This window comes from Prosthecodimorpha staleyi (assembly GCF_018729455.1).
Classification (GTDB): Bacteria; Pseudomonadota; Alphaproteobacteria; order Rhizobiales; family Ancalomicrobiaceae; genus Prosthecodimorpha; species Prosthecodimorpha staleyi.
Genome location: NZ_JAHHZF010000007.1, coordinates 303339 through 323135 on the forward strand (window position 1 = coordinate 303339; position 19797 = coordinate 323135).

17 protein-coding genes are annotated in these 19797 nt (G+C 67.8%); 9 read left to right on the top strand and 8 right to left on the bottom strand.

Features of this window, described 5'->3' with window-relative positions:
• Positions 1–46 precede the first annotated feature (46 nt).
• The gene (locus KL771_RS16015) at positions 47–1054 is read right to left on the bottom strand and encodes an ABC transporter substrate-binding protein (RefSeq protein ID WP_261969541.1); all 1008 of its coding nucleotides are present in this window, start codon (positions 1052–1054) and stop codon (positions 47–49) included.
• Positions 1055–1305: 251 nt separating this feature from the next.
• Between KL771_RS16015 and KL771_RS16020 the strand changes: the two genes are divergently transcribed.
• Positions 1306–2001: a GntR family transcriptional regulator gene (locus KL771_RS16020; protein WP_261969542.1), complete on the top strand. Its 696-nt coding sequence runs from the start codon at positions 1306–1308 to the stop codon at positions 1999–2001.
• 406 nt (positions 2002–2407) lie between these two features.
• Here KL771_RS16020 and KL771_RS16025 read toward each other — a convergent pair whose 3' ends face one another.
• Genes KL771_RS16025 through KL771_RS16050 form a run of 6 tightly spaced genes read right to left on the bottom strand, consistent with a single transcriptional unit; the run spans position 2408 to position 9447 of the window.
• On the bottom strand, positions 2408–3697 hold the full coding sequence (locus KL771_RS16025; protein WP_261969543.1) for an ABC transporter substrate-binding protein: 1290 nt from the start codon (positions 3695–3697) through the stop codon (positions 2408–2410).
• 19 nt (positions 3698–3716) lie between these two features.
• Positions 3717–5111, bottom strand: a complete 1395-nt coding sequence (locus tag KL771_RS16030) for an FAD-dependent oxidoreductase (RefSeq protein ID WP_261969544.1) — start codon at positions 5109–5111, stop codon at positions 3717–3719.
• Positions 5111–6514, bottom strand: a complete 1404-nt coding sequence (locus KL771_RS16035) for an FAD-dependent oxidoreductase (protein WP_261969545.1) — start codon at positions 6512–6514, stop codon at positions 5111–5113. The genes KL771_RS16030 and KL771_RS16035 overlap by 1 nt, the downstream gene beginning before the upstream one ends.
• A gap of 3 nt (positions 6515–6517) precedes the next feature.
• A complete protein-coding gene (locus KL771_RS16040) occupies positions 6518–7618 on the bottom strand; it encodes an ABC transporter ATP-binding protein (RefSeq protein ID WP_261969546.1) in 1101 nt (366 codons plus the stop codon).
• 3 nt (positions 7619–7621) lie between these two features.
• On the bottom strand, positions 7622–8515 hold the full coding sequence (locus KL771_RS16045) for a carbohydrate ABC transporter permease (protein ID WP_261969547.1): 894 nt from the start codon (positions 8513–8515) through the stop codon (positions 7622–7624).
• Positions 8512–9447, bottom strand: a complete 936-nt coding sequence (locus KL771_RS16050) for a carbohydrate ABC transporter permease (RefSeq protein WP_261969548.1) — start codon at positions 9445–9447, stop codon at positions 8512–8514. The genes KL771_RS16045 and KL771_RS16050 overlap by 4 nt, the downstream gene beginning before the upstream one ends.
• A gap of 179 nt (positions 9448–9626) precedes the next feature.
• On the opposite strand from KL771_RS16050, the gene KL771_RS16055 reads away from it, so the two are divergent.
• A complete protein-coding gene (locus tag KL771_RS16055; RefSeq protein WP_261969549.1) occupies positions 9627–10007 on the top strand; it encodes a hypothetical protein in 381 nt (126 codons plus the stop codon).
• On the opposite strand, the gene KL771_RS16060 is transcribed toward KL771_RS16055, so the two are convergent.
• Positions 9919–10518: a helix-turn-helix domain-containing protein gene (locus KL771_RS16060; RefSeq protein ID WP_261969550.1), complete on the bottom strand. Its 600-nt coding sequence runs from the start codon at positions 10516–10518 to the stop codon at positions 9919–9921. The two genes, KL771_RS16055 and KL771_RS16060, sit on opposite strands and share 89 nt — an antisense overlap.
• Before the next feature lie 307 nt (positions 10519–10825).
• Here KL771_RS16060 and KL771_RS16065 point away from each other — a divergent pair, with 307 nt between their 5' ends.
• The 7 genes from KL771_RS16065 to KL771_RS16095 all read left to right on the top strand — a co-directional run bounded on the left by KL771_RS16065 (position 10826) and on the right by KL771_RS16095 (position 19793).
• On the top strand, positions 10826–11926 hold the full coding sequence (locus KL771_RS16065) for a mandelate racemase/muconate lactonizing enzyme family protein (protein ID WP_261969551.1): 1101 nt from the start codon (positions 10826–10828) through the stop codon (positions 11924–11926).
• Positions 11927–12023: 97 nt separating this feature from the next.
• Complete coding sequence (locus tag KL771_RS16070; protein ID WP_261969552.1) at positions 12024–13103, top strand: extracellular solute-binding protein; 1080 nt, start codon at positions 12024–12026, stop codon at positions 13101–13103.
• A gap of 114 nt (positions 13104–13217) precedes the next feature.
• Positions 13218–14333: an ABC transporter ATP-binding protein gene (locus KL771_RS16075; RefSeq protein WP_261969553.1), complete on the top strand. Its 1116-nt coding sequence runs from the start codon at positions 13218–13220 to the stop codon at positions 14331–14333.
• Positions 14330–15199, top strand: coding sequence for an ABC transporter permease (locus KL771_RS16080; protein ID WP_261969554.1), 870 nt, complete (start codon positions 14330–14332; stop codon positions 15197–15199). The genes KL771_RS16075 and KL771_RS16080 overlap by 4 nt, the downstream gene beginning before the upstream one ends.
• A 7-nt stretch (positions 15200–15206) precedes the next feature.
• Entirely contained in the window at positions 15207–16091 is an 885-nt protein-coding gene (locus KL771_RS16085) for an ABC transporter permease (protein WP_261969555.1), read from the top strand.
• 489 nt (positions 16092–16580) lie between these two features.
• Positions 16581–18296 carry an OFA family MFS transporter gene (locus KL771_RS16090; protein WP_261969556.1) on the top strand — a complete coding sequence of 572 codons (1716 nt, stop codon included), beginning with the start codon at positions 16581–16583 and terminating at the stop codon, positions 18294–18296.
• 108 nt (positions 18297–18404) lie between these two features.
• Positions 18405–19793 (top strand): sigma-54-dependent transcriptional regulator, encoded by a 1389-nt coding sequence (locus KL771_RS16095; RefSeq protein ID WP_261969557.1) that lies wholly within the window; start codon positions 18405–18407, stop codon positions 19791–19793.
• The last annotated feature ends 4 nt before the right edge of the window (positions 19794–19797 follow it).

A 19797-nucleotide genomic window follows, 5' to 3' on the forward strand; every position in this document is an offset into this window, starting at 1 on the left:
GGCGGCTGGGGGAGGGGCCCCGCCGTCGCGTTCACCGCCGTCGCGTTCAATTGCCGGGAAGGTCATGGGCCACCGGAAGATAATAGTCCTTCCAGGATGCGGGCTGATTCTTGATCGCGCCGATCTTGGCGAGGTGGGTGGCGAACTTCATCGTACCCTGCGGATAGATGTTCCACTCCATCATGCCGGGCTCTTTCAAAACATCGAGAAGATCGGCCGTCGAGGTCTTGTCGCCGGTCACCTCGCGGTAGATTTCGAGCGCCTCGGCGGTATTCATCTCGACGAAGGCCTTGGCCTCCTCGGCGGCAGCGCGCAGCGCCTGCACGATCTTCGGATTGGCCTCGGCGAAGCCGGTCGTGGTCATGAATTGGCCCTGGCTCAACGGCGAGCCGATGATTTCGGCCGAGCTGGCGACCACATGCGCACCCGGGACCTGCTTCAGGCCATAGGCCTGGAAGGGCGGCGCGGCGAAGTGGCTTTTTACCTCATGGGTCGGATTCTTCAGGGCCACGAAGGCGTCCGGATGGCCGAGCTGGACCGTCATGGCGTCGAAGTGGTTCCACTTGTCCGGCCCGAACATCTGGCTTGCCGCCAGTTGCAGCAGGATCGCCTGCGTGGAGACCCGGACCGTCGGAACCGCGATCTTGTCGCCCTCGCCGAAGTCGGCCAGCGACTTGATGCGCGGATCGCGGCTGATCAGCAGGAGCGGCTGGGCGGAACTGGCGCAGATCCCCTTCACACGGCCCCGGGTCTTGTCCCACAGGACGAGGAGTGGCCCGGTGCCGGTGTTGATGATGTCGACGCTGCCGGACAGCAGCGCGTCCTGCTGGGCGCCGCCGTTGGAGAAGGAGATCCATTTCGTGGACACGCCCGGTATGCCGAGCCGCTCGGCATGCTTCTCCAGGAGCTTCTTCTTCTCGATCACATGCGTCGGCAGATAGAGGATGCCAGGCTGGCGACTGATCGCGATATCCGTCTTGGCCTGTGCGAAGGCACCCCTTGGCGCAGCCACGAGGGCGGCGCCGAGCGCAAGGACATTGCGGCGTGTGAACATCAAGCGTCTCCTCCTGGCCGATCCGGTTTTCGATCGGCCGACAATCTCGTTGTTTTCGCCGCGGTTCTTCCGCGGTCACGGCCTCGCCGACAGGGCTGATCCGCGGACACGAGCCGGCTTTCGCCCTGCCCACGCCGTTTGTGCCTTCAATTCTCGTCGAGTGCCTGGATTGGACTAAAGCACTAATGCATTAGTGCGTCAAGCGCGGTGCCGTGCTATAGACGGAGCGTGTTCGGAAGGAGATCGATTGGATGGTCGATTTGGTTGCGGCGCCGAGCCGAGGCCGGGGGCCGCGCAGCGGGGCGGGGCAGGTCTTCAGCATTCTGCGCGACGAAATCATCACCCTCGCGCTCGCACCGGGGCGCGTGCTGTCCCGGCAAGAGCTTCAGGAGCGTTTCGGCTACTCGTCGACGCCGATCCGTGACGCTTTGATGCGCCTCGAGGAGGAGGGTCTCGTCGAGATCTTCCCGCAGCACGCCACCGTGGTGAGCCCGATCGATCTCGGACGGGCGCGGCAGGGCCAGTTCTTGCGCCGGTCGATCGAACTGGAGATCGTTCGGACGCTCGCCTTCGCGCCCGAGCCGGGACTGGTCGCGCGCTTGCGCAGCCTGATCCGGCAGCAGAAGGCTTTTGCGGAAGTGGGCGAGCACGGCGCCTTCGTGGAGGCCGACCAGGCGTTCCATCGCGCCACCTACGAGGCGGCCGGCGTCCTCGAACTTTGGCATCTCGTGCGCCGGCAAAGCGGCCACATCGACCGCCTGCGCCGGCTACACCTGCCGAAAGCCGGCAAGATCACGGAGATCCTGGAAGCCCACACGGCCATCGTGGACGCCATCGAGGCCGGCAACCCCGACGCGGCCCAGACCGCCCTGCGGGATCACCTGTCCCGCTCGCTGGACTTCGCCGAGTCCCTGAAGGCATCCCACCCGGAGTATTTTCGTGGCTGAGGGTTTGGCCTGATCCTCGCGGATGGACGTGCCGCCTGATGAGCGGCTCGTCCCCGGCGGCGTGGATCATGGCGATGGGCACGTCGAAGCCGTGCGCATCGTCCCGGGCGAGGCGCCTCACACGGATCGTCGACGGAGCGCGGGCCGACGACAACACCCTTCGCCACCCTTCGTGCCGCGGCGGCCTCCCGCTGACTGAGTTCGCCGGCCGGTCCGATCCTGACCCGGTCTCCGCCCGGTCGGGCTTATTGACCCTCGGCAAACGGGACGCACGCCACCCGGCTTGGAGGCGGAGCTGCGACCGTCGCCGGTCGGGACCCCGCCCGTTCGCCATGGCGCGCTCGTGTGATCCGGGCCCCCTTCATCCCCCGGGGAAGGTGGCTCGTGGCCCGGCGCGCCGACCCCCCTACTGGGCGCCGGTGAATTTCTGTTCCGCTTCCGTAAGCGCGTCCTTCGGGGCGATCTTGTCCTGGATCACGCGGGCCAGCGCCTCGTTCAGCCCGGCCTGGAGCGTCCGCGTGTTGCACTCGGTCGGCTCCATCCAACTCGACGCACTCCAGGCGCCGATCATGGTCTTCACCCAGGCCGCCTCCGGCTTGGCGAAGAAGGCATCCGACATCAGCGACTTGCGCGTCGGGACCTGGCCACCGACCGTGGCCCACAGCTTGCCGCCCTCCGAACTCACCATGTATTCGGCGAACCTGGCCGCCTCGGCGAGCCGCGGCGACTTCGCCCAGGCGGCGACCCACCAGCCGGAGACCGGCATGGCGCCGGGCTTCTCGCCGCTCCACGATGGCCAAGGCAGGATGCCGATCTGGTCGGCGCCGAACTTGGCGTTCTTGGCGATCACGCTGTAGCGGAGGTTGGACGAGATCGCCATGGCGTAGCGGCCGGCGATGAACTGATCGGTGACGTCGTCGACATTGGAGACCAAGGCCTCGGTCGGGGTCACCTTGGCGTCGGTGATCATGGCGGCCGTGAAGGTGAGCGCGCGGATCCCGACCTCGTTGGCGTAGTTGGCCTTGCAGTTCTGGAAGACCGGGACGGCCTGATCGAGAAGGCCGATCAGCATCGGTGTGCTTTCGGTCTTGATCGGTGCGAGCGGCATGCCGAAACCCCAGGTCTCGGTGCGTCCGTCCTTGACCACCGTGGTCTTCTTCGCGGCCTCCATCAGCTTCGACCAGCTCGTCAACGAGGCCGGGTCGATGCCGGCGGCGGCGAGCAGGTCCTTGCGATAGTAGATCACGCTGGCGCCATGAAAGAGCGGCAGGGCGACAAGCTTGCCGCCGGCGATGCCGGCATCCCAGCCGGCCTTGACGAAGAAGTCGTCCTTGGCGCCGGCCGGCCATTTCGACACCAGCGCCGCATCGAGATCCGCGCCGGCGCCCGACTTGGCGAGGCCGCCGAGATTCTTGGCGTCGATCCAGACCAGATCGGGATTGCCGCCGGTGCGGTGACCGAGGAAGAATTTCGGCGGCATCTGGGCGAAGTCCTGCGGCTCCACCCGGACCTTGATGGCCGGATTCTGCGCCTCGAACGCCGCGATCATTTGCTTCAGCGCCACCTCGCGCGGCGACGCCTTGTTGGGATCCAGAAAGGTCCACATCGTGATGGTGGTCTCGGCCGCGGCCGTGCCGCCGAGCGCGAGCAGGAGCGGCAGTCCGATTGCGAGGCGTCTGTTCAGGAATGCTGACATCGCTTCCTCCATGGTCGCCTCAGTGATCCGTCTCCAGGATGGCACCCTGTTCGCGGAGGCGGTCGCGAAGGGCTTGGACGGAAAGCTGGCGGATTGAGGTGCCTGATTCGGCTGCAAACGCGGCGGCGGTGCCGGCGGCCTGGCCCATGGCCATGCAGGTGCCCATGACGCGCGCCGAGCCGTGCGCCTCCCGCGTTGCGGAGAGGCAGCGGCCGGCGACGAGCAGGTTCAGGACTTCGCGTGGCACCAGGCAGCCGAACGGGATGTCGTAGGAGCCGCCGGCGCGGATCATCTCGCGCCGGTGCTCTCGGCCGCCGCCGTGGACGTCGAGCTCATGGGCGCCCTTGCCGATCCCGTCGTCGCGCTTGCGGCCGGTTAGCACGTCCTCGCCGGTGAGGACTTCCAACCCCATGATCCGGCGTGTCTCGCGGATGCCGATGCGCGGGGCGAGGCCGGAGAAGACAGCCTGTTCGAAGCCCGGCACGTGGCGCTGCAGGAAGCCGACGCAGGTCCAGACCTGATCGATCAGCCGCGGAAGCGCCCCGCTGAGCGCCGCGGGATCGGTGGCATCGAGATCGGCGAGCCGCGTCGTGTTGAGGCTCACCTCCTGGCGCGCCGGAGAAACCGGACAGATCGCCAGGATTCCGCAAGGGTGCAGTTCGCCGCGCGCGATCGCCTCCGACAGGAAAGGCTTGCGGCCGTCGAAGAAGACGGAGGGCACCGCCTGCTCGCGCAGGCGCCGCGCGCACTCGCGCTTGTCCAGGAGCAGGAGGTCGGGCCGCTCGCCGAGGCCGACATGCTCGGGATGGGCGACCACGAAATCGAGCAGCGGCGCGGTCTCCACCCCTTGCATGCGGAACATCATGGTGACCGGCTGGAAGGCGCCGTCGTCGCCGCCCTTCTCGGACGGTGCTCCGGCCCGCACCGCAATGTCGCCGTCTCCCGAGCAGTCGATGAAGACGTCCGCGGTGACGAGGGTCCGCCCGGACTTGTTGGCGATCACCAGCCCGGTGATCCTGCCGTCCTCGACGGCGACGTCTTCCGCGAAGGTGTTGAGCAGGAGATCGATACCCGCTTCCGCGACCATCAAGGTGCAGGCGATTTTCATGATCTCCGGATCGACGCAGACCAGCCACAGCGAGCGCCAGTCGAAATAGGGGGGCAAAAGGCCGCCCATGGCATCGCAGCGGTCGAGCAGGTCGCGCAGGACGCCACCAACCACCCATTCGCCGCGGGCGCTGAGGCAGGCGTTGAGCGGCAGCCCGCTCAGGAGTTCGCCGCCGACCGATGGACCGGCATCGACGAGCAGCGTGCGCGCTCCGTTGCGGGCGGCCGAGATCGAGGCAGCGAGTCCGGCGCTGCCCGAACCGATCACGACCACGTCATAGGTGCGGGACTGCAGGCGCTGGGCCATCAGGCGGTTCCCTCCAGGATGGCGCCCTGGGCGGCGAGGCGCGCGCGCAGGCGGTCGACCGGCAGAGCACGCAGGTCGTTGAGCGGGTCGTTGTCCTCGCGCAGCATGGCGGCGGCGGTGCCCGCGGCTTGGCCCATGGCGAGGCAGGTGCCCATCACGCGCGCCGAGGAATGGGCAATGCGGGTCGCCGACATGCAGCGGCCGACGACCATCAGGTTGGCGACGCCACGGGCGATAAGCATGCCGAACGGGATGTCGTAAGACCCGCCTCCCTGGATCGGCCGACGGTGGTGGCCCGTACCGGCGAGATGCACGTCGATCTCGTGGGCCCCCTTGGCGATCCCATCGGGTCGCTTGCGGGCGAGCGCAACATCGTCGTCCCCGAGCACCACGTCGCACAGGATGCGCCGCGTCTCGCGGATGCCGATCCGCGGGGCAAGGCCCGAGAAGACGGCTCGCTCGAAACCCGGCACGCAGGCCTTCAGGAAGCCGGCGCAGTCCCAGACCTGGCGCACCAGGTCGGCGAAGGCGGAGCTGAGGCGCGCCGTGTCGGTCGCGTCCAGATGACCGACGCGGGTGGTGTTGACGCTGACTTCGCGGCGGGCGAGCGAGGTCGGGGTGATGCCCATCATGCTCGACCGGTGCAGCAGCCCGCGCGCAATGGCGTCGCGCATCAGGGGACCGTCGCCGACCAGGAAGACCTTCGGCAGGCCCTGTCGGTAGAGCGCCTCGGCGCATTGGCGGCGATCGAGGCCCAGGCCCTCGAACTCGCCGAGGCCGGCATTTTCAGGGTGGTCGCGTACGAAGCGCAGAAGCCGTTCGCCGTCGACGCCGATCATGCGGAACATCAGGGTCACCGGCTGCAATTCGCCGAGCGCGGCATCGCCGATCTCGTGAGGCACACCGGCCGCCACCGCGACGTCCCCGTCGCCGGAGGCGTCGATCACGGTCGCCGCCTCCACCAGCACGCGCCGGCCCTTGGTGACCACGATGACGCCGCGCAGCCGGTCGCCGTCCATCACCACGCCGTCGGCGTAGCTGTAGAGCCGCAGCGCGACGCCGGCCGCCGAGAGCAGATTGACCACCGCCACCTTCATGATCTCGGGATCGACCGCGACGACATGCAGCGACCGGTAGTCGTTGATCGGGCCGATATAGCCGCCGAGCCGTTCGCATTCGGCGAAGAGTTCGCGGCAGACGCCACCGACCACCCATTCGCCGCGGCTCGACAGGCAGCCGTCGACCGGGATGCCGGAGACCAGTTCGCCACCGACCATCGGCCCGGCATCGACCAGCAGGACCCGGGCTCCGTTGCGCGCCGCTGCGATCGCGGCGCCGATCCCGGCTGCACCGGCGCCGACCACCAGCACGTCCCATTTCTCCAGATTGAGTGTCTCGGACATGATCTACGCTCCGGCGCCGAGCGCCGCTCCCGTGGCCGGATCGAACGCGGTCAGGCGCGCGGCGTCGGCACGCAGGCCGATGCGGTCGCCCTTGGCGAAGCCGTCGGACGGGTCGGCGCGGGCGACCACCTCGGCGCCGCCGTCGAGCCGGCAGTAGAGGATCGCGTCGGGGCCGGAGAGCTCGACCTGCGCGACGACGGCCCCATCGGCACCATCCGCCACCCGGGACGGACGCAGCGCCTCGGCCCGGATGCAGAGGACGACGGGCCGGCCGGAGAAGGGTGCGAGGTGGCGGGCGGCGGCGGCGTCGAGCGCGAGCCGGCCGTCGGGGGCCACGAAGGCGAGGCCGCCGCCCGTCTCGAGCCGCCCGGTCATCAGCACCGGCTCGCGTTCGCCGAGGAACCCGGCGACGAACAGGTTGGCCGGCCGGGCATAGATTTCGGCGGGGCTCGCGAACTGCTGCAGGCGCCCCTCGGCGAAGACCGCGATCCGCGTTGCCAGCGTCATCGCCTCGGCCTGATCGTGGGTGACGTAGACGATGGTCGAGCCGATCGCCTCATGAAGCGCCTTGATGTCTCGGCGCATGCGAATCCGAAGGCGGGCGTCCAGGTTGGACAGCGGCTCGTCGAGCAGAAATACCTTCGGATCGCGGATCATCGCGCGGCCGAGCGCGACGCGCTGCTGCTGGCCGCCGGAGAGTTCCTTGGGGTATCGGTGCAGCAGGTCGCCGAGGCCGAGCGTGCCGGCGACGCGGTCGACTTTCGCCTCCACCACCGCAGCGGCGACGCGGCGGTCGCGCGCCCTGAGCGGGAATTCGAGATTTTCGAAGACGGTGAGGTGGGGGTAGAGGGCGTAGTTCTGGAAGACCATGGCGATGTCGCGCCGGTCGGGCGTCACGTCGTTGACGATCCGACCGCCGATCCGGATCTCTCCGTCGTCGGCGTCGATCAGGCCGGCGAGGAGATTGAGGGTGGTGGTCTTGCCGGAGCCGGAGGGTCCGAGCAGGGCGACGAACTCGCCCGGTTCTATGGCGAGATCGAGGCCGGCAAGCGCCACGGCATCGCCGTAGGTCTTGCGCACGCCGGCGAAGGTGACGCTGGTCATGGTTCAGCCCTTGATGCTGCCGCCGGTCATGCCGGACAGGAAATAGCGCTGGAACAGGAGGAAGACGGCGATGACGGGCAGGATGGAGAGCATCGCCGAGGCGGTGAGCGGCCCCCAGTCGCGGCCGTAGAAGCCCAGATAGCCGTAGATGGCGACCGGCAGGGTTTTCACGCTCTCCGACGACACCATCACGACCGCAACGACGAAGTCGTTCCACGCGAAGGTGAGGACGAAGAGGCCGGCCGCCACCAAGCCAGGCCCGGAGAGCGGCAATACGACCTTGCGCAGGGTCTCGATCCGCGAGCAGCCGTCGATGCGGGCGGCCTGCTCCAGTTCGATCGGTAGCGAGCCGAAATATCCGTAGAGCAGCCAAACCACGATCGGCAGCTGATAGGCGGTGTAGAGGAGCGCGAGCCCGGTCAGGCTGTCGGCGAGGCCGACGGAGGTGAGAAGCGTGAAGGTCGGCACCAGGACCGAGGGCAGCGGGATGCTCATCAGCGCCACGACGCCGAAGAGGAGCGCGGTCTTGCCGCGGAAGCGCAGCCGGGCGAGGGCGTAGGCCGCGAGGCTGCCGATCGCCAGCGACAGGAGTACCGCGACGACGGAGACGACGGCGCTGTTCAGCACGAAGCGATGGATGCCGGTGGTGAAGAGGAGCGCGTAATGCTCGAGCGTCGGACGCGACGGAACCAGTTCAGGCGGATAGGCGAGGATCTCGGAGGCCGGCTTCAGCGAGGTGGACAAGCCCCAAAGGATCGGCCCGAGCGCGACCGCGGCGATCAGGAGGTCGGCGGCGAGACCGCCGAGCCTGCGGCCGGCACGCCGGCGGCGCCAGGACCTGGTCCGGTGGGCGGGCGGGGCCGCGGCGGGGCGCGGCGTCGTGCCGGGACGGGTCATGGCGAGAGGCTCCGGCCGCGGCGGAACAGGACGAGGTTCGCGCCGATCATGATGAGATTGAAGACGAAGACCAGGAGCGCCAGCGCATTGGCCTCGCCGATGCGGAAGTCGACGAAACCGAGCCGGTACATGGCGAGGCCGGTCGTCTGGGTGGCATTGTTGGGCCCGCCGCCGGTGAGCACCAAAGCGAAGGTCAGCACATTGACGAAGTGGATCAGGAGCCGGACGACGGCGATCAGGATCGGCACGCGCAGAAGCGGCAGCGTGATGCGTGTGAAACGCATCCATGGTCCGGCGCCGTCCACCCGGGCCGCCGCGTAGAGCTGACCCGGGATCGCCTTCAGGCCGGCGAGCAGGACGATCATCGCGAAGGCGCTGTCGCGCCAGACGGCATTGGAGACGAGCGCCGCCATGGCGGTCGCCGGGTCGGCGAGGAGCGAGAAATCGGCCAGCCCGAAGGGGCCGAGAAGCAAGCCGGAGAGGCCGGCATCGCGGGAATAAATCCAGCGCAGCAGGAGCGAGCCGACCAGCATGCTGATCACGTAGGGCACCAGCACGATCGCCCGCATCCAGGTATTGGTCCGCGTGTCCGCCTCCAGGCGCAGCGCCAGCGCCATTCCGAGACCGACGGTGAACAGCAGCGAGAAGGCGGAGAACAGGAGGGTCGCGACGAGCGACTGCTGCACCATCGTCGAGGTCAGGACGGTCCAGTAGTTGCCGAGGCCGCGAAACTGGGTGAGCTCGAAGTAGTCGACCCGGAACAGGCTGTACCAGGCGCCGAGCGCGAGCGGCGCCGCGACGAAGGCCAATTCGGCGACGACCAGCGGCAGCACAAAGCCCCAGGCCGTGGCGGCCTCCGGCGACCGGCGCGCCTTCGGCGGCCGCCGGAGGCCTTGCCGTTCCTTCGTTTCGATCGCACGCTCGCCGGACACGATGCCCTCCCGCTTTTTCCGGAGTGGACGACGGACGACGCCTCGATTCAATGACGATTTCCCGCAAAACGTTCGCCTGTTGGCCATAACCCTTTGTTGATACGGATTAATCGGCTATACTTGTCGACAAAGCAGTTTTGAAGGAGGGTGCCGTGGGGCAGCGGCCGGACGGGGACGCATTGGACGTCTCAAACATCACCACAGCGGAGGTGACCCGGCGGCTTTCGCTCCAGCTGCGCAAGATGATCGGCCCCGGCCGGCGCTGGTCCTATCGCGGCGTGGCCGACCTGACCGGCATCGACGAACGCTCGCTCAAGGCCTATGCGGCCGGCACGGCCTGTCCCAACCTCGCCAAGTTCAAGCGGCTCCTCCTGGTGCTCGGCCCCGAGCTCGGCCGGGATATTGACCGGATGTACGGCTGGATGCCGCGCAGCGAGAGCAGCCAGCCGGGCGCGATCGACCTCGCCGCCTTCAGGAGCGAGCTGGTCGAGCGGCTGCGGCTGCTCGACCGGATGCTTGCCGAGCCGCGTCCGGCGTCGGAGACGGATCGGACAGGCTGACGCCGTGCGAGAGCGCCCGGTCGATGGCCCCTATGGTCTGGGCGGTGACATCGCGCACGGCGCGGAGATCCTCTGTGACCGGCAGCCGGGAATTGGAGGCGCGCGGCTCCCAGCCGATCATCATGGCAAGCTCCATGCCGACCTCCGGACCAAACACCCTGAGAAGCCGGCCGTAGCGCGCGAGGTTCGGGCAGGCACGCCCCTCGACATAGGCCTTCAGCGTCGTCTCGGAAATGTCGGTGGCTTTCGCGGCCTCCGCGAGTGTCATGCGCCCGCCCGGTCCGATCAGCTTGCGCAGCCGGAACGACAGCCGCTCGCGAACGGCCAGCGGCGTGATCTGGTCCATCGGCAAAGCCGCACGGAAATCGACCGTCCCGTGACCTCGCTTCGTAGCCCTTGGCTTCACGACCGGGAACCTCTTCTTGGCCAGCGCAAAGGCTTGCGTCTGGAGATCGCGCAATCGAGCAACCGAGGGACGCATCCGGACCGCGAAACCGGCCGACTGCAGCATCAAGCCCGAGCAACCTGGTTATAGACCCAGAAAAGGTTGGATCTCAGCTCATTTCCCTCCGGCGGCCGTTCCCAGAAAATTGCCTCCGTTGCTGCTGACATGGCCGCGTTCGTCGGCGACCGGCGTGCCCCCCACCCGGCACCGTCCGTTGCGTCAGGGCCGCCACCCGCCAGCAACTTGAGGATGTTCGGCCGCCGGCTCCGGCGGAGTGGTCTGCCAAAAGGCTTTGGAATGGCCCTCCTCACAAGACCAATGTTGGCCTAGCCCTAGGAACCTGTCCGCATCCTGGTCAGGAAATTCTGCCGCCATGAAGATCGCCCGCATCGAGACCTTCGCCGACCATTTCGTCGGCTTCGTCAAGGTGACTGCCGACACGGGCGATGTCGGCTGGGGCCAGGTCTCCACCTACAATGCCGACATTACCTGCCAGATCGTCCACCGACAGGTGGCGCCCTGGACCCTCGGTCATGACGCCACCGCCATCGAGGCGATCGTCGACATGATCCCGGAGAAGGAACACAAGTTCCCCGGCTCCTATCTCTGCCGCGCCACCTGCGGCCTGGAGACCGCGCTCTGGGATCTGGCCGGCAAGGTCGCCGGCAAAAGCGTCTGCGAGCTGCTCGGCGGTACGCCCGGCCGGCTCAGGACCTATGCGTCCTCGATGAAGCGCGACATCACGCCCGAAGCCGAGGCCGAGCGCTTCCTGCGGCTGCGCGACGCCCATGGCTTCGACGCCTTCAAGTTCCGCGTCGGTGCCGAGTACGGCCACGACCAGGACGAATGGCCCGGCCGTACCGAAGAAATCGTGCCCGCGGTCCGCCGTGCCCTCGGCGACGGCGCCACCCTCCTGGTCGATGCCAACAGCTGCTATTCGCCCCGCCGCGCCATCGAAGTCGGGCGCATGCTGGAGGATCACGGCGTCGTCCATTTCGAGGAGCCCTGCCCCTACTGGGAGCTCGAGCAGACCAAGGAGGTCCGCGACGCGCTCGATCTCGATGTCACCGGCGGCGAGCAGGACTGCTTCATGCCGGTCTGGAAGCAGATGATCGGCATGCGCGCGGTCGACATCGTCCAGCCCGATGTCTGCTACATCGGCGGCATCGTCCGTACCCTGCGGGTCGCCCGCATGGCTGCCGCGGCCGGCCTCCCCTGCACGCCGCACAGCGCCAATCTCGGCATGGTGACGCTGTTCACCATGCATCTTCTCGGCGCTCTCGAGAATGCCGGGGCCTATCTCGAATTCTCCATCGAGGAGGCCGACTACTATCCCTGGCAGTACGGCCTCTACCGCAACGACCCCTACCGGGTCGTCGACGGCCACGTGACCATTCCGGCCGAGCCCGGTTGGGGCGTCGAGATCGCCCCCGAATGGCTCGCCCGCTCCACCCATCAGGTCAGCATGCTCTAAACGAACCTCGGGCTGCGGTCGTCCCGGCGTCGAGCTGCCGGGCCGCCGGGTCCCGATCCACCGGCCGGGAGGCCGCCGACAGACAGGAGACGAAGTCATGAAACGGCATCTCTTCATCCTCGCCGCGACCACCGCCCTCTCGGTCGTCTCGGCCGCGCTGCCGGCCGGCGCCGAGACGTTGCGCCTCCTTACCTGGGGCGGCTACGCCTCCGACGAGGTGATCAAGGCCTTCGAGAAGGAGTATTCCGACATCAAGGTCGAGGTGACCCTCTCCAACAATGAGGAGATGATCGCCAAGCTGCGTGCGACCGGCGGCAGCGGCTTCGATCTCGCCCAGCCGGGCTTCAACCGCATCAAGGCGGCTCATGTCGAGTTCGACATCTACAAGCCGCTCGACCTGTCGAAGATCGAGACCGGCCGGTTCGACCCGATCATGCTCAACCGTGTGGTCGCCTCGACCAGCATCGACGGCAAGGTCTATGCGGTGCCGCATCTTTGGGGTACCTCCGGCATCATGGTCGACAAGACCAAGGCTCCGGACCTGAAGGACTGGCTTGATCTGTGCGACCCGAAATACAAGGGCCGCACCTCGATGCGCCTCGCCCGCACCATCCTGGTCGGCAGCGCCTTCGCGATGGGCGAGGACCCCTACGCGGCCTACGGCGACCTGAAAAAGTATCAGGAGATCATGAGCAAGGTCGCCGACCGGCTGATCGCCTGCAAGGACAACGTCAAGGCCTATTGGCGCGGCGGCGACGACCTGTCCGCCATGATGCTCTCCGGCGAGGCGGTCGCCTCCGATACCTGGGACTCCACCACCTTCAAGATCTTCGCCCAGAACAAGAACATCGTCTACGTGCCGCCGAAGAGCGGCGCTGTCGGCTGGATCGACAGCTTCGCCCTGCCCAAGAAGGGCCGCGCCGACGACGCCGCCTACAAGTGGATCAACTTCGTCACCCGCCCCGAGATCGCGGCCCTGATGGGCGCCAAGACCGGCGCCGTAACGGCCGTCAAGGGGGGCATCGACGTCATGCCGGCCGACAAGAAGGAAGCCATCAAGGCGGCGTTCACGGATGCCGACATCGCCAACATCAAGTGGGCGGCGGTGATCCAGCCCGGCGTCGAGGACATCGAGGGCAAGACCCTGGAGCGCATCAAGGCCGCCACCGCGAAGTGATCCGGCCCGTCGGGGCCCGGCCGATGCCGTGACGTGCGACATCGGCCGCCCCCTCCACCGATACGTCGAGCCAGGGTCGCGGCGATGCCGCCACGACCGAAACCGGGGAGCCCGATGCCTTCAGACCTCGCCTGCCAGGACGTGTCCAAGCGCTTCGGTCGCTTCCTCGCCGTCGACGGGGTGTCCTTCTCGGTGCCGGGCGGATCCTTCTTCTCGATCCTCGGCCCGTCGGGCTGCGGCAAGACCACACTGATGCGGATGATCGCCGGCTTCGAGGAGCCGAGCGGCGGCGATATCCTGATCGACGGCCGCTCGGTGGTCGACACGCCGCCGAACCGCCGTAACGTCAAGATGGTGTTCCAGCACCTCGCCCTGTTCCCGATGATGAATGTCGGTGAGAACATCGCCTACGGCCTGCGCTGCCGCGGCATGGGTCGGGAGGAGATCCGGCGCCGCGTCACGGCGGTGCTCGATCGTATCGGTCTGCCCGGCGTCGCCGAGAAGCAGATTCACCAGCTTTCGGGCGGCCAGAAGCAGCGCATCGCGATCGCACGCTGCATGGTTCTGGAGCCGGACGTGCTGCTGCTCGACGAGCCGCTCGGCGCCCTGGATCTGAAGCTGCGCGAACGGATGAAGATCGAGCTGAAGCTCCTGCAGCATCAGTTCACCACCACCTTCCTCTACATCACCCACGACCAGTCGGAGGCGCTGGTCATGTCCGATCGCGTAGCGGTGATGAATCACGGCCGCTTCGAGCAGATCGGCACGCCACAGGAACTCTATCATGCGCCTGCCACCGCCTTCGTGGCGGGCTTCGTCGGCGATTCCAACCGCTGGGACGCCGCCGTGGTGCGGACCGACGGCGACCGGATCGCCTTCGCCACGACCTCCGGCGAGGGCATGATCGGCCACTGGGCCGAGCGTTCGCGCCGTCCCGCGATCGGCGACCGCATTGCGGTCTTCGTCCGGCCGGAGGCGATCGAGGTCCGGCGCAGCTCGGCCGAACCCGTCGACGGCGGCGAGGTCAACCGCCTCTCGGGCACCGTGGAGAGCATCCTGTTCAACGGCGCAGCGAGCCGCCTTCTGGTCCGCACCGCCAACGGCCAGATCGTCGAGGCCGATCTGCCGCAATCCGGCGCCGCCGCCGGCATCGCGCAGGGCGAGGCCGTCGAGGTCGCCTGGCCGGCCGAACGCGCCCGCTGCTTCCTTGCCGAGGGGCGGGCGCCATGAGGACACGAGACGCCGACCGCCTGGCGCTGTTCCTCCTGCTGACGCCCTTCGTGCTGTGGATCGGGCTGCTGATCGTGCTGCCCCATGTCGGCGTCGTGCTCCTGTCGCTGCGCGAGAAGATCGCGCCGCGCGTATTCGAATACGGCCTCGGCAACTACGTCGCCTTCCTGAAGGAGCCCATCTATCTCAACACGCTGCTGCGCACGGCGGTGATGTCGCTTCTGGTCACCGCGCTGGCGTTGCTGGTCGCCTTCCCGGTCGCCTTCTACATCGCCAAGGTGGCGCGCGCCCGCTCCCGGGCGGCCCTGCTGCTGCTCTGCCTGGTTCCCCTGTGGGTCAGCGACCTCGTGCGCGCCTTCGGCTGGATCGTTCTCCTGCGCGAGACCGGCATCGTCTCCGGAGCCCTGCAGGCGCTGGGCCTCGTCGCCGGGCCAGTCGAACTGCTCTACAACGACGCGACCGTGGTGGTGGGCCTCGTCTACACGGTCGTGCTGTTCATGATCGTGCCGCTGGTCTCCACCCTCGACGGCATGGACGACAGCCTGATCGAGGCCGGCTTCAACCTCGGCGGCTCGCGCCTGACGGTCCTGCGCCGCATCGTGGTGCCCTACGCGATGCCCGGCATCGTGTCCGGCTCGATCATCGTCTTCATGCTGACGGCGGGCAGCTACCTCACCCCCGTCCTGCTCGGTGGCAAGACCAGCATGTGGTTCACCGAGCAGATCTACGACCAGTTCATCACCCGGTTCAACTGGGAGTCCGGTGCCGCCTTCGGCGTCTCGCTCCTGATCTTCACATCCCTCGTGGTGTGGATCGGTCTGCGCCTGACCGGCCAGCAACTGGCCACCACCGTGGCCCGGAGGTGATCGCCCCATGAACGCCGCCGAACCCCGCTCCGCTCTGCTCCGCGTCTGCTATGGCGGCTACGTGGTGCTGTTCTTCGTCTATCTGGTCGCCCCGCTGGCCGCCGCCGGCGTCTTCGCCTTCCACGATTCCGAATTCGCCGCGTTGCCCTGGCGTGGCTTCACGCTCGACTGGTTCTTCGGCACCGCCGAACCCAGGCTCGGCATGTTCCACGACCGACGGCTCCTGGTCGGTCTGGCGAATTCCCTCGTCGTCGGTCTGATCGTCGCCACTGCGGCGACCGCGATCGGCACCACCAACGCCTTCCTGTTCGAGCGCAAGGACTTCCCCGGCAAGCGCATCCTCTTCGTCCTGATGGTGATCCCGCTGGTCATCCCCGGCGTCATCCTGGGCATCTCGATCCTGGTCTTCGCCAGCTCGATCGCCAATGCGCTGGAAGACCGGCTCGATCTCGAGCTGACCTTCCTCAGGCCCGGCCTTGTTCTGGTGGTGCTCGGTCAGCTCTCCTTCCTGACCACCATCACCACGCTGGTCGTCGCCGCCCGCCTGCGCAAGCTCGACGGCGCGCTGGAGGAGGCGGCGCTCAATCTCGGCGCCGGTCGGGCCCGGGTGCTCGCCACGGTGACGCTGCCCTTCCTGCGCCCGGCCCTCGTCGCCGGCTTCCTGGTCGCCTTCCTGGTCTCCTTCGAGAATTTCAACACCACGCTGATGCTGGTCGGCTCCGACGCGCCGCTGACAATCACCATGTACGACCGCATGGTGAAGGGCGGCTCGACTCCAGTCCTGAACGCCGTCTCGCTGTTCCTGATCCTCGGCTCCGGCCTGCTCGCCCTGGCCAGCATCCTGCTCCAGCGCGAGCCGACCCGTCCTGCCGCAACGACGAACGAGGCCTGAACCTCACCCCAATCCGCCGGACGTGCAGCGGCTGCAGACGACCGGGAACCCTTCGCGCCGCCTGGTGGTCGTGACGGGCCAGGGACCGGCGGCACGGATCGTGTGATCGTGTCCCATCGCGTGATGTAGCTGGACGGCAGCAAAGTCGGTCGAACTCTCCTGCATGACGCGACCGTATCGGCGCGCCGTATGGCCTCTCCGGTATGCAGAACCATCGTCCCGAGGCATCCGGCTTCTGATGGGGGCGCCGGGCGCGAGGCTTTCGGACCGGCCGATCGGACTCCGGCCGAGCGCTCACCCCTGCAACGGGCCAAAATGTCTCGGCACGTCGGACCGGGCCTCTTCACCTGGACAAAATGTCTCTCCTCCGCCGCGCTCTACCGAGGGAAATCCTGCCGAATACCCTTGGCCTGCGGTTTGCTCCGTGCGATCGGGGCCCGGCGTTCGACGATCCGGGCCAACCAAGAAAAAAGCTCGGAGGAAACATCGATGTCCGTCGCTGCGGTCTATTCGCCGTCCTTTCTCAGCCGGGAGCGCACCGTCGCGCGATCCGGCTTCAACCGTTGGCTCGTGCCGCCGGCCGCGCTCGCCATCCATTTGTGCATCGGCATGGCCTACGGCTTCTCGGTGTTCTGGCTGCCGCTGTCGCGCGCGGTCGGGGTGACGGCGCCGGTCGCCTGCCCGGCCGACATGAGCTTCGTGCAGACGATCTTCGCCACCGGCTGCGATTGGCAGATTTCCATGCTGGGGTGGATGTACACCCTGTTCTTCGTCTTTCTCGGCTGCTCGGCAGCCGTGTTCGGCGGATGGCTGGAAACGGCCGGGCCGCGCAAGGCGGGTCTGGTCTCCGCGCTCTGCTGGTGCGGCGGACTGGTCATCTCGGCGCTCGGCGTCAAGCTGCACCAGATCTGGATGCTGTGGATCGGCTCGGGCGTGATCGGCGGCATCGGCCTCGGGCTCGGCTACATCTCGCCGGTCTCGACCCTGATCAAGTGGTTCCCGGATCGTCGCGGCATGGCCACCGGCATGGCCATCATGGGCTTCGGTGGCGGCGCGATGATCGGTGCGCCGCTCGCCGACATGCTGATGAAGCACTTCGCCACACCGACCTCGGTCGGCGTCTACGAGACGTTTCTGGCCATGGCGGCGATCTATTTCGTGTTCATGATCGGCGGCGCGCTCGGCTACCGCGTGCCGCGCGAGGGCTGGAAGCCGGCCGGCTGGACCCAACCGGCAGCCAGCACCAATGCGATGGTCACCAGCCGCCACGTCCATCTCGACATCGCCTGGAAGACCCCGCAATTCTGGCTGATCTGGGCGGTGCTGTGCCTCAACGTGTCGGCCGGAATCGGCGTCATCGGCATGGCCTCGCCGATGCTGCAGGAGGTATTCGGCGGCAAGCTGATCGGCGTCGACGTGAAGTTCGCCGAACTGTCGGCCGTACAGAAGGGCCAGATCGCCGCCATCGCGGCCGGATTCACCGGTCTGCTCAGCCTGTGCAACATCGCCGGCCGCTTCCTGTGGGCGTCCTTCTCGGACAAGATCGGCCGCAAGGCGACCTATTCGGTCTTCTTTATCCTGGGCCTGGTGCTCTATGCCTCGGTCCCGACCATCGCCCATCAGGGCAGCGTGCTGCTGTTCGTGCTCTTCTTTTGCATCATCCTGTCGATGTATGGCGGCGGCTTCGCGACCGTGCCGGCCTATCTGGCCGACATGTTCGGAACCCACATGGTCGGCGCAATCCACGGCCGGCTGCTGACCGCCTGGGCCACCGCCGGGGTACTCGGCCCGGTGCTGGTCAACTACCTGCGCGAATACCAGCTCGCGGCCGGCATCCCGCGCGAGGCGGCCTATGACCAGACCATGTACATCATGGCCGGCCTGCTCGTCCTCGGCCTCGTCTGCAACCTGCTGGTCCGGGCGGTCGCCGAGCGGCACTACATGACGGATGCGGACGTGGCGCGCCTGCGCAAGACCTCCGCCGCCGCGATCGCGGCCCGCGAATCCGGCGTCCATGCCGATTTCGAGGACTTCCTGGAGGAAGGCAAGGCCGGCGCCGCCGGCGGCACCCGCCGCGATCCGTCTGTCGCCGGAATGAGGTCGGCCTCTCTGGTCGTGGTCGGCCTCGCCTGGGCGGCGGTCGGTCTGCCGCTCCTGTGGGGCGTGTGGATCACCTTGCAGAAGGCGGTCGTTCTGTTCCATTGAGGGTTGTCGGTCCGGCGGGAGGCGGTCCGGCACGGCTGAGTCCGTCCCGGGTGTCGCCCTTCCGCCGGACGATGCGGCCCGTCCGCGGGCTGCCAGCCAGGGACCGGCATGGACAGATCGACCGCCAGTGAACCCGCCGGGAAGGCTGACGAGGCTTTCAGCCCGCTGCTCGCCGCGGCCAGCATCCTGATCGTCGACGACGAGCCGGGCATGCGCAATTTCATGATGCGCATGCTGGCGCCGCGCTGCCGCCGGGTCGAGGAGGCGGCCGACACGGTCGCGGCCCAGCGGCTGATCGATGCCGCGCCTTTCGATCTCGTGATTCTCGACAACGTGATGGCCGGGCGGACCGGGATCGAATGGCTGGGGGAACTGCGCCAGGGCGGCTTCTTCGGCGAGGTCGTGCTGATCACCGCCTTCGCGGATCTCGAGACGGCCATCCAGGCCCTGCGCGCCGGCGCCAGCGACTTCGTCCTGAAGCCGGCCCGCGCCAACCAGATCCTCAATGCGGTCGCCCGCGCGCTCGATCGCGCCCGGCTGCGCCGCGAGAATTTCGTCCTGCGCCGGCAACTGGCCGCCCAGCCGGTCAGCTCGGCCGGCACCGGCGGCATCGTCGGATGCTCGGCGGCGATCGAGCGGTTACGCGCGGTGGTCGCCCGCGCCGCGCCGCTGCCGACGACGGTCCTGATCACCGGCGAATCCGGCACCGGCAAGGAGGTCACCGCGCGCGCCCTGCATTTCGGCTCGCCGCGTGCCGAAAAGCCCTTCGTGCCGGTCAATTGCGCCGCGATCCCACCCGACATGCTGGAGAGCGAACTGTTCGGCCACCTGAAGGGTGCCTTCACGGGCGCGGCGGCGGCGCGCGAGGGCCTGTTCTCCTATGCCCAGGGCGGCACGCTGTTCCTGGATGAGATCGGCGAACTGCCGCTCGCCATGCAGTCGAAGCTGTTGCGCGTCATCGAGGACAAGCGCGTTCGCCCGGTCGGTGCAGAGCGCGAGGTGCCGATCGACATCCGCCTGGTCGCCGCGACCAATGCCGATCTGCCCGCCACGGTTGCGGCCGGCCGCTTCCGCCAGGATCTGTTCTATCGGCTCAACGTGCTCTCGATCCCGATCCCGCCGCTGCGCGACAGGATCGAAGATATCGAGCCGCTGGCGCGCCTGTTCATGTCGGATCTGTCCGAGCGGCTGGGCATGCCGCCGTTGGCCCTGACCCCGGATGTGCTGGCCGACCTGGAAACTTACCGCTGGCCTGGCAATGCGCGCGAGCTGCGCAGCGTGATCGAGCGGTCGCTGATCATCGGCAGCTTTCCCGGCGACCTCGTGGCCGGTGCGACCCGCCGCCGGCCGGCCAGCGAGGAGACGCTGGAGGCAATCGAGAAGAACCACGTCCTGGCGGTGCTCGATGCGGCGGGCGGCAACAAGGCCGAGGCTGCCCGTCGTCTCGGCGTCTCGCGCAAGACCCTGGACCGGAAAGTGGCCGTCTGGAATGCGTGACCGG

Coding starts and splice junctions, on each gene's coding strand:
- KL771_RS16090 (WP_261969556.1), top strand. CDS start 16,581: ATGTCCGTCGCTGCGGTCTATTCGCCGTCCTTTCTCAGCCGGGAGCGC.
- KL771_RS16035 (WP_261969545.1), bottom strand. CDS start 6,514: ATGTCCGAGACACTCAATCTGGAGAAATGGGACGTGCTGGTGGTCGGC.
- KL771_RS16045 (WP_261969547.1), bottom strand. CDS start 8,515: ATGACCCGTCCCGGCACGACGCCGCGCCCCGCCGCGGCCCCGCCCGCC.
- KL771_RS16060 (WP_261969550.1), bottom strand. CDS start 10,518: ATGCTGCAGTCGGCCGGTTTCGCGGTCCGGATGCGTCCCTCGGTTGCT.
- KL771_RS16040 (WP_261969546.1), bottom strand. CDS start 7,618: ATGACCAGCGTCACCTTCGCCGGCGTGCGCAAGACCTACGGCGATGCC.
- KL771_RS16015 (WP_261969541.1), bottom strand. CDS start 1,054: ATGTTCACACGCCGCAATGTCCTTGCGCTCGGCGCCGCCCTCGTGGCT.
- KL771_RS16025 (WP_261969543.1), bottom strand. CDS start 3,697: ATGTCAGCATTCCTGAACAGACGCCTCGCAATCGGACTGCCGCTCCTG.
- KL771_RS16085 (WP_261969555.1), top strand. CDS start 15,207: ATGAACGCCGCCGAACCCCGCTCCGCTCTGCTCCGCGTCTGCTATGGC.
- KL771_RS16095 (WP_261969557.1), top strand. CDS start 18,405: ATGGACAGATCGACCGCCAGTGAACCCGCCGGGAAGGCTGACGAGGCT.
- KL771_RS16020 (WP_261969542.1), top strand. CDS start 1,306: ATGGTCGATTTGGTTGCGGCGCCGAGCCGAGGCCGGGGGCCGCGCAGC.
- KL771_RS16080 (WP_261969554.1), top strand. CDS start 14,330: ATGAGGACACGAGACGCCGACCGCCTGGCGCTGTTCCTCCTGCTGACG.
- KL771_RS16075 (WP_261969553.1), top strand. CDS start 13,218: ATGCCTTCAGACCTCGCCTGCCAGGACGTGTCCAAGCGCTTCGGTCGC.
- KL771_RS16030 (WP_261969544.1), bottom strand. CDS start 5,111: ATGGCCCAGCGCCTGCAGTCCCGCACCTATGACGTGGTCGTGATCGGT.
- KL771_RS16065 (WP_261969551.1), top strand. CDS start 10,826: ATGAAGATCGCCCGCATCGAGACCTTCGCCGACCATTTCGTCGGCTTC.
- KL771_RS16070 (WP_261969552.1), top strand. CDS start 12,024: ATGAAACGGCATCTCTTCATCCTCGCCGCGACCACCGCCCTCTCGGTC.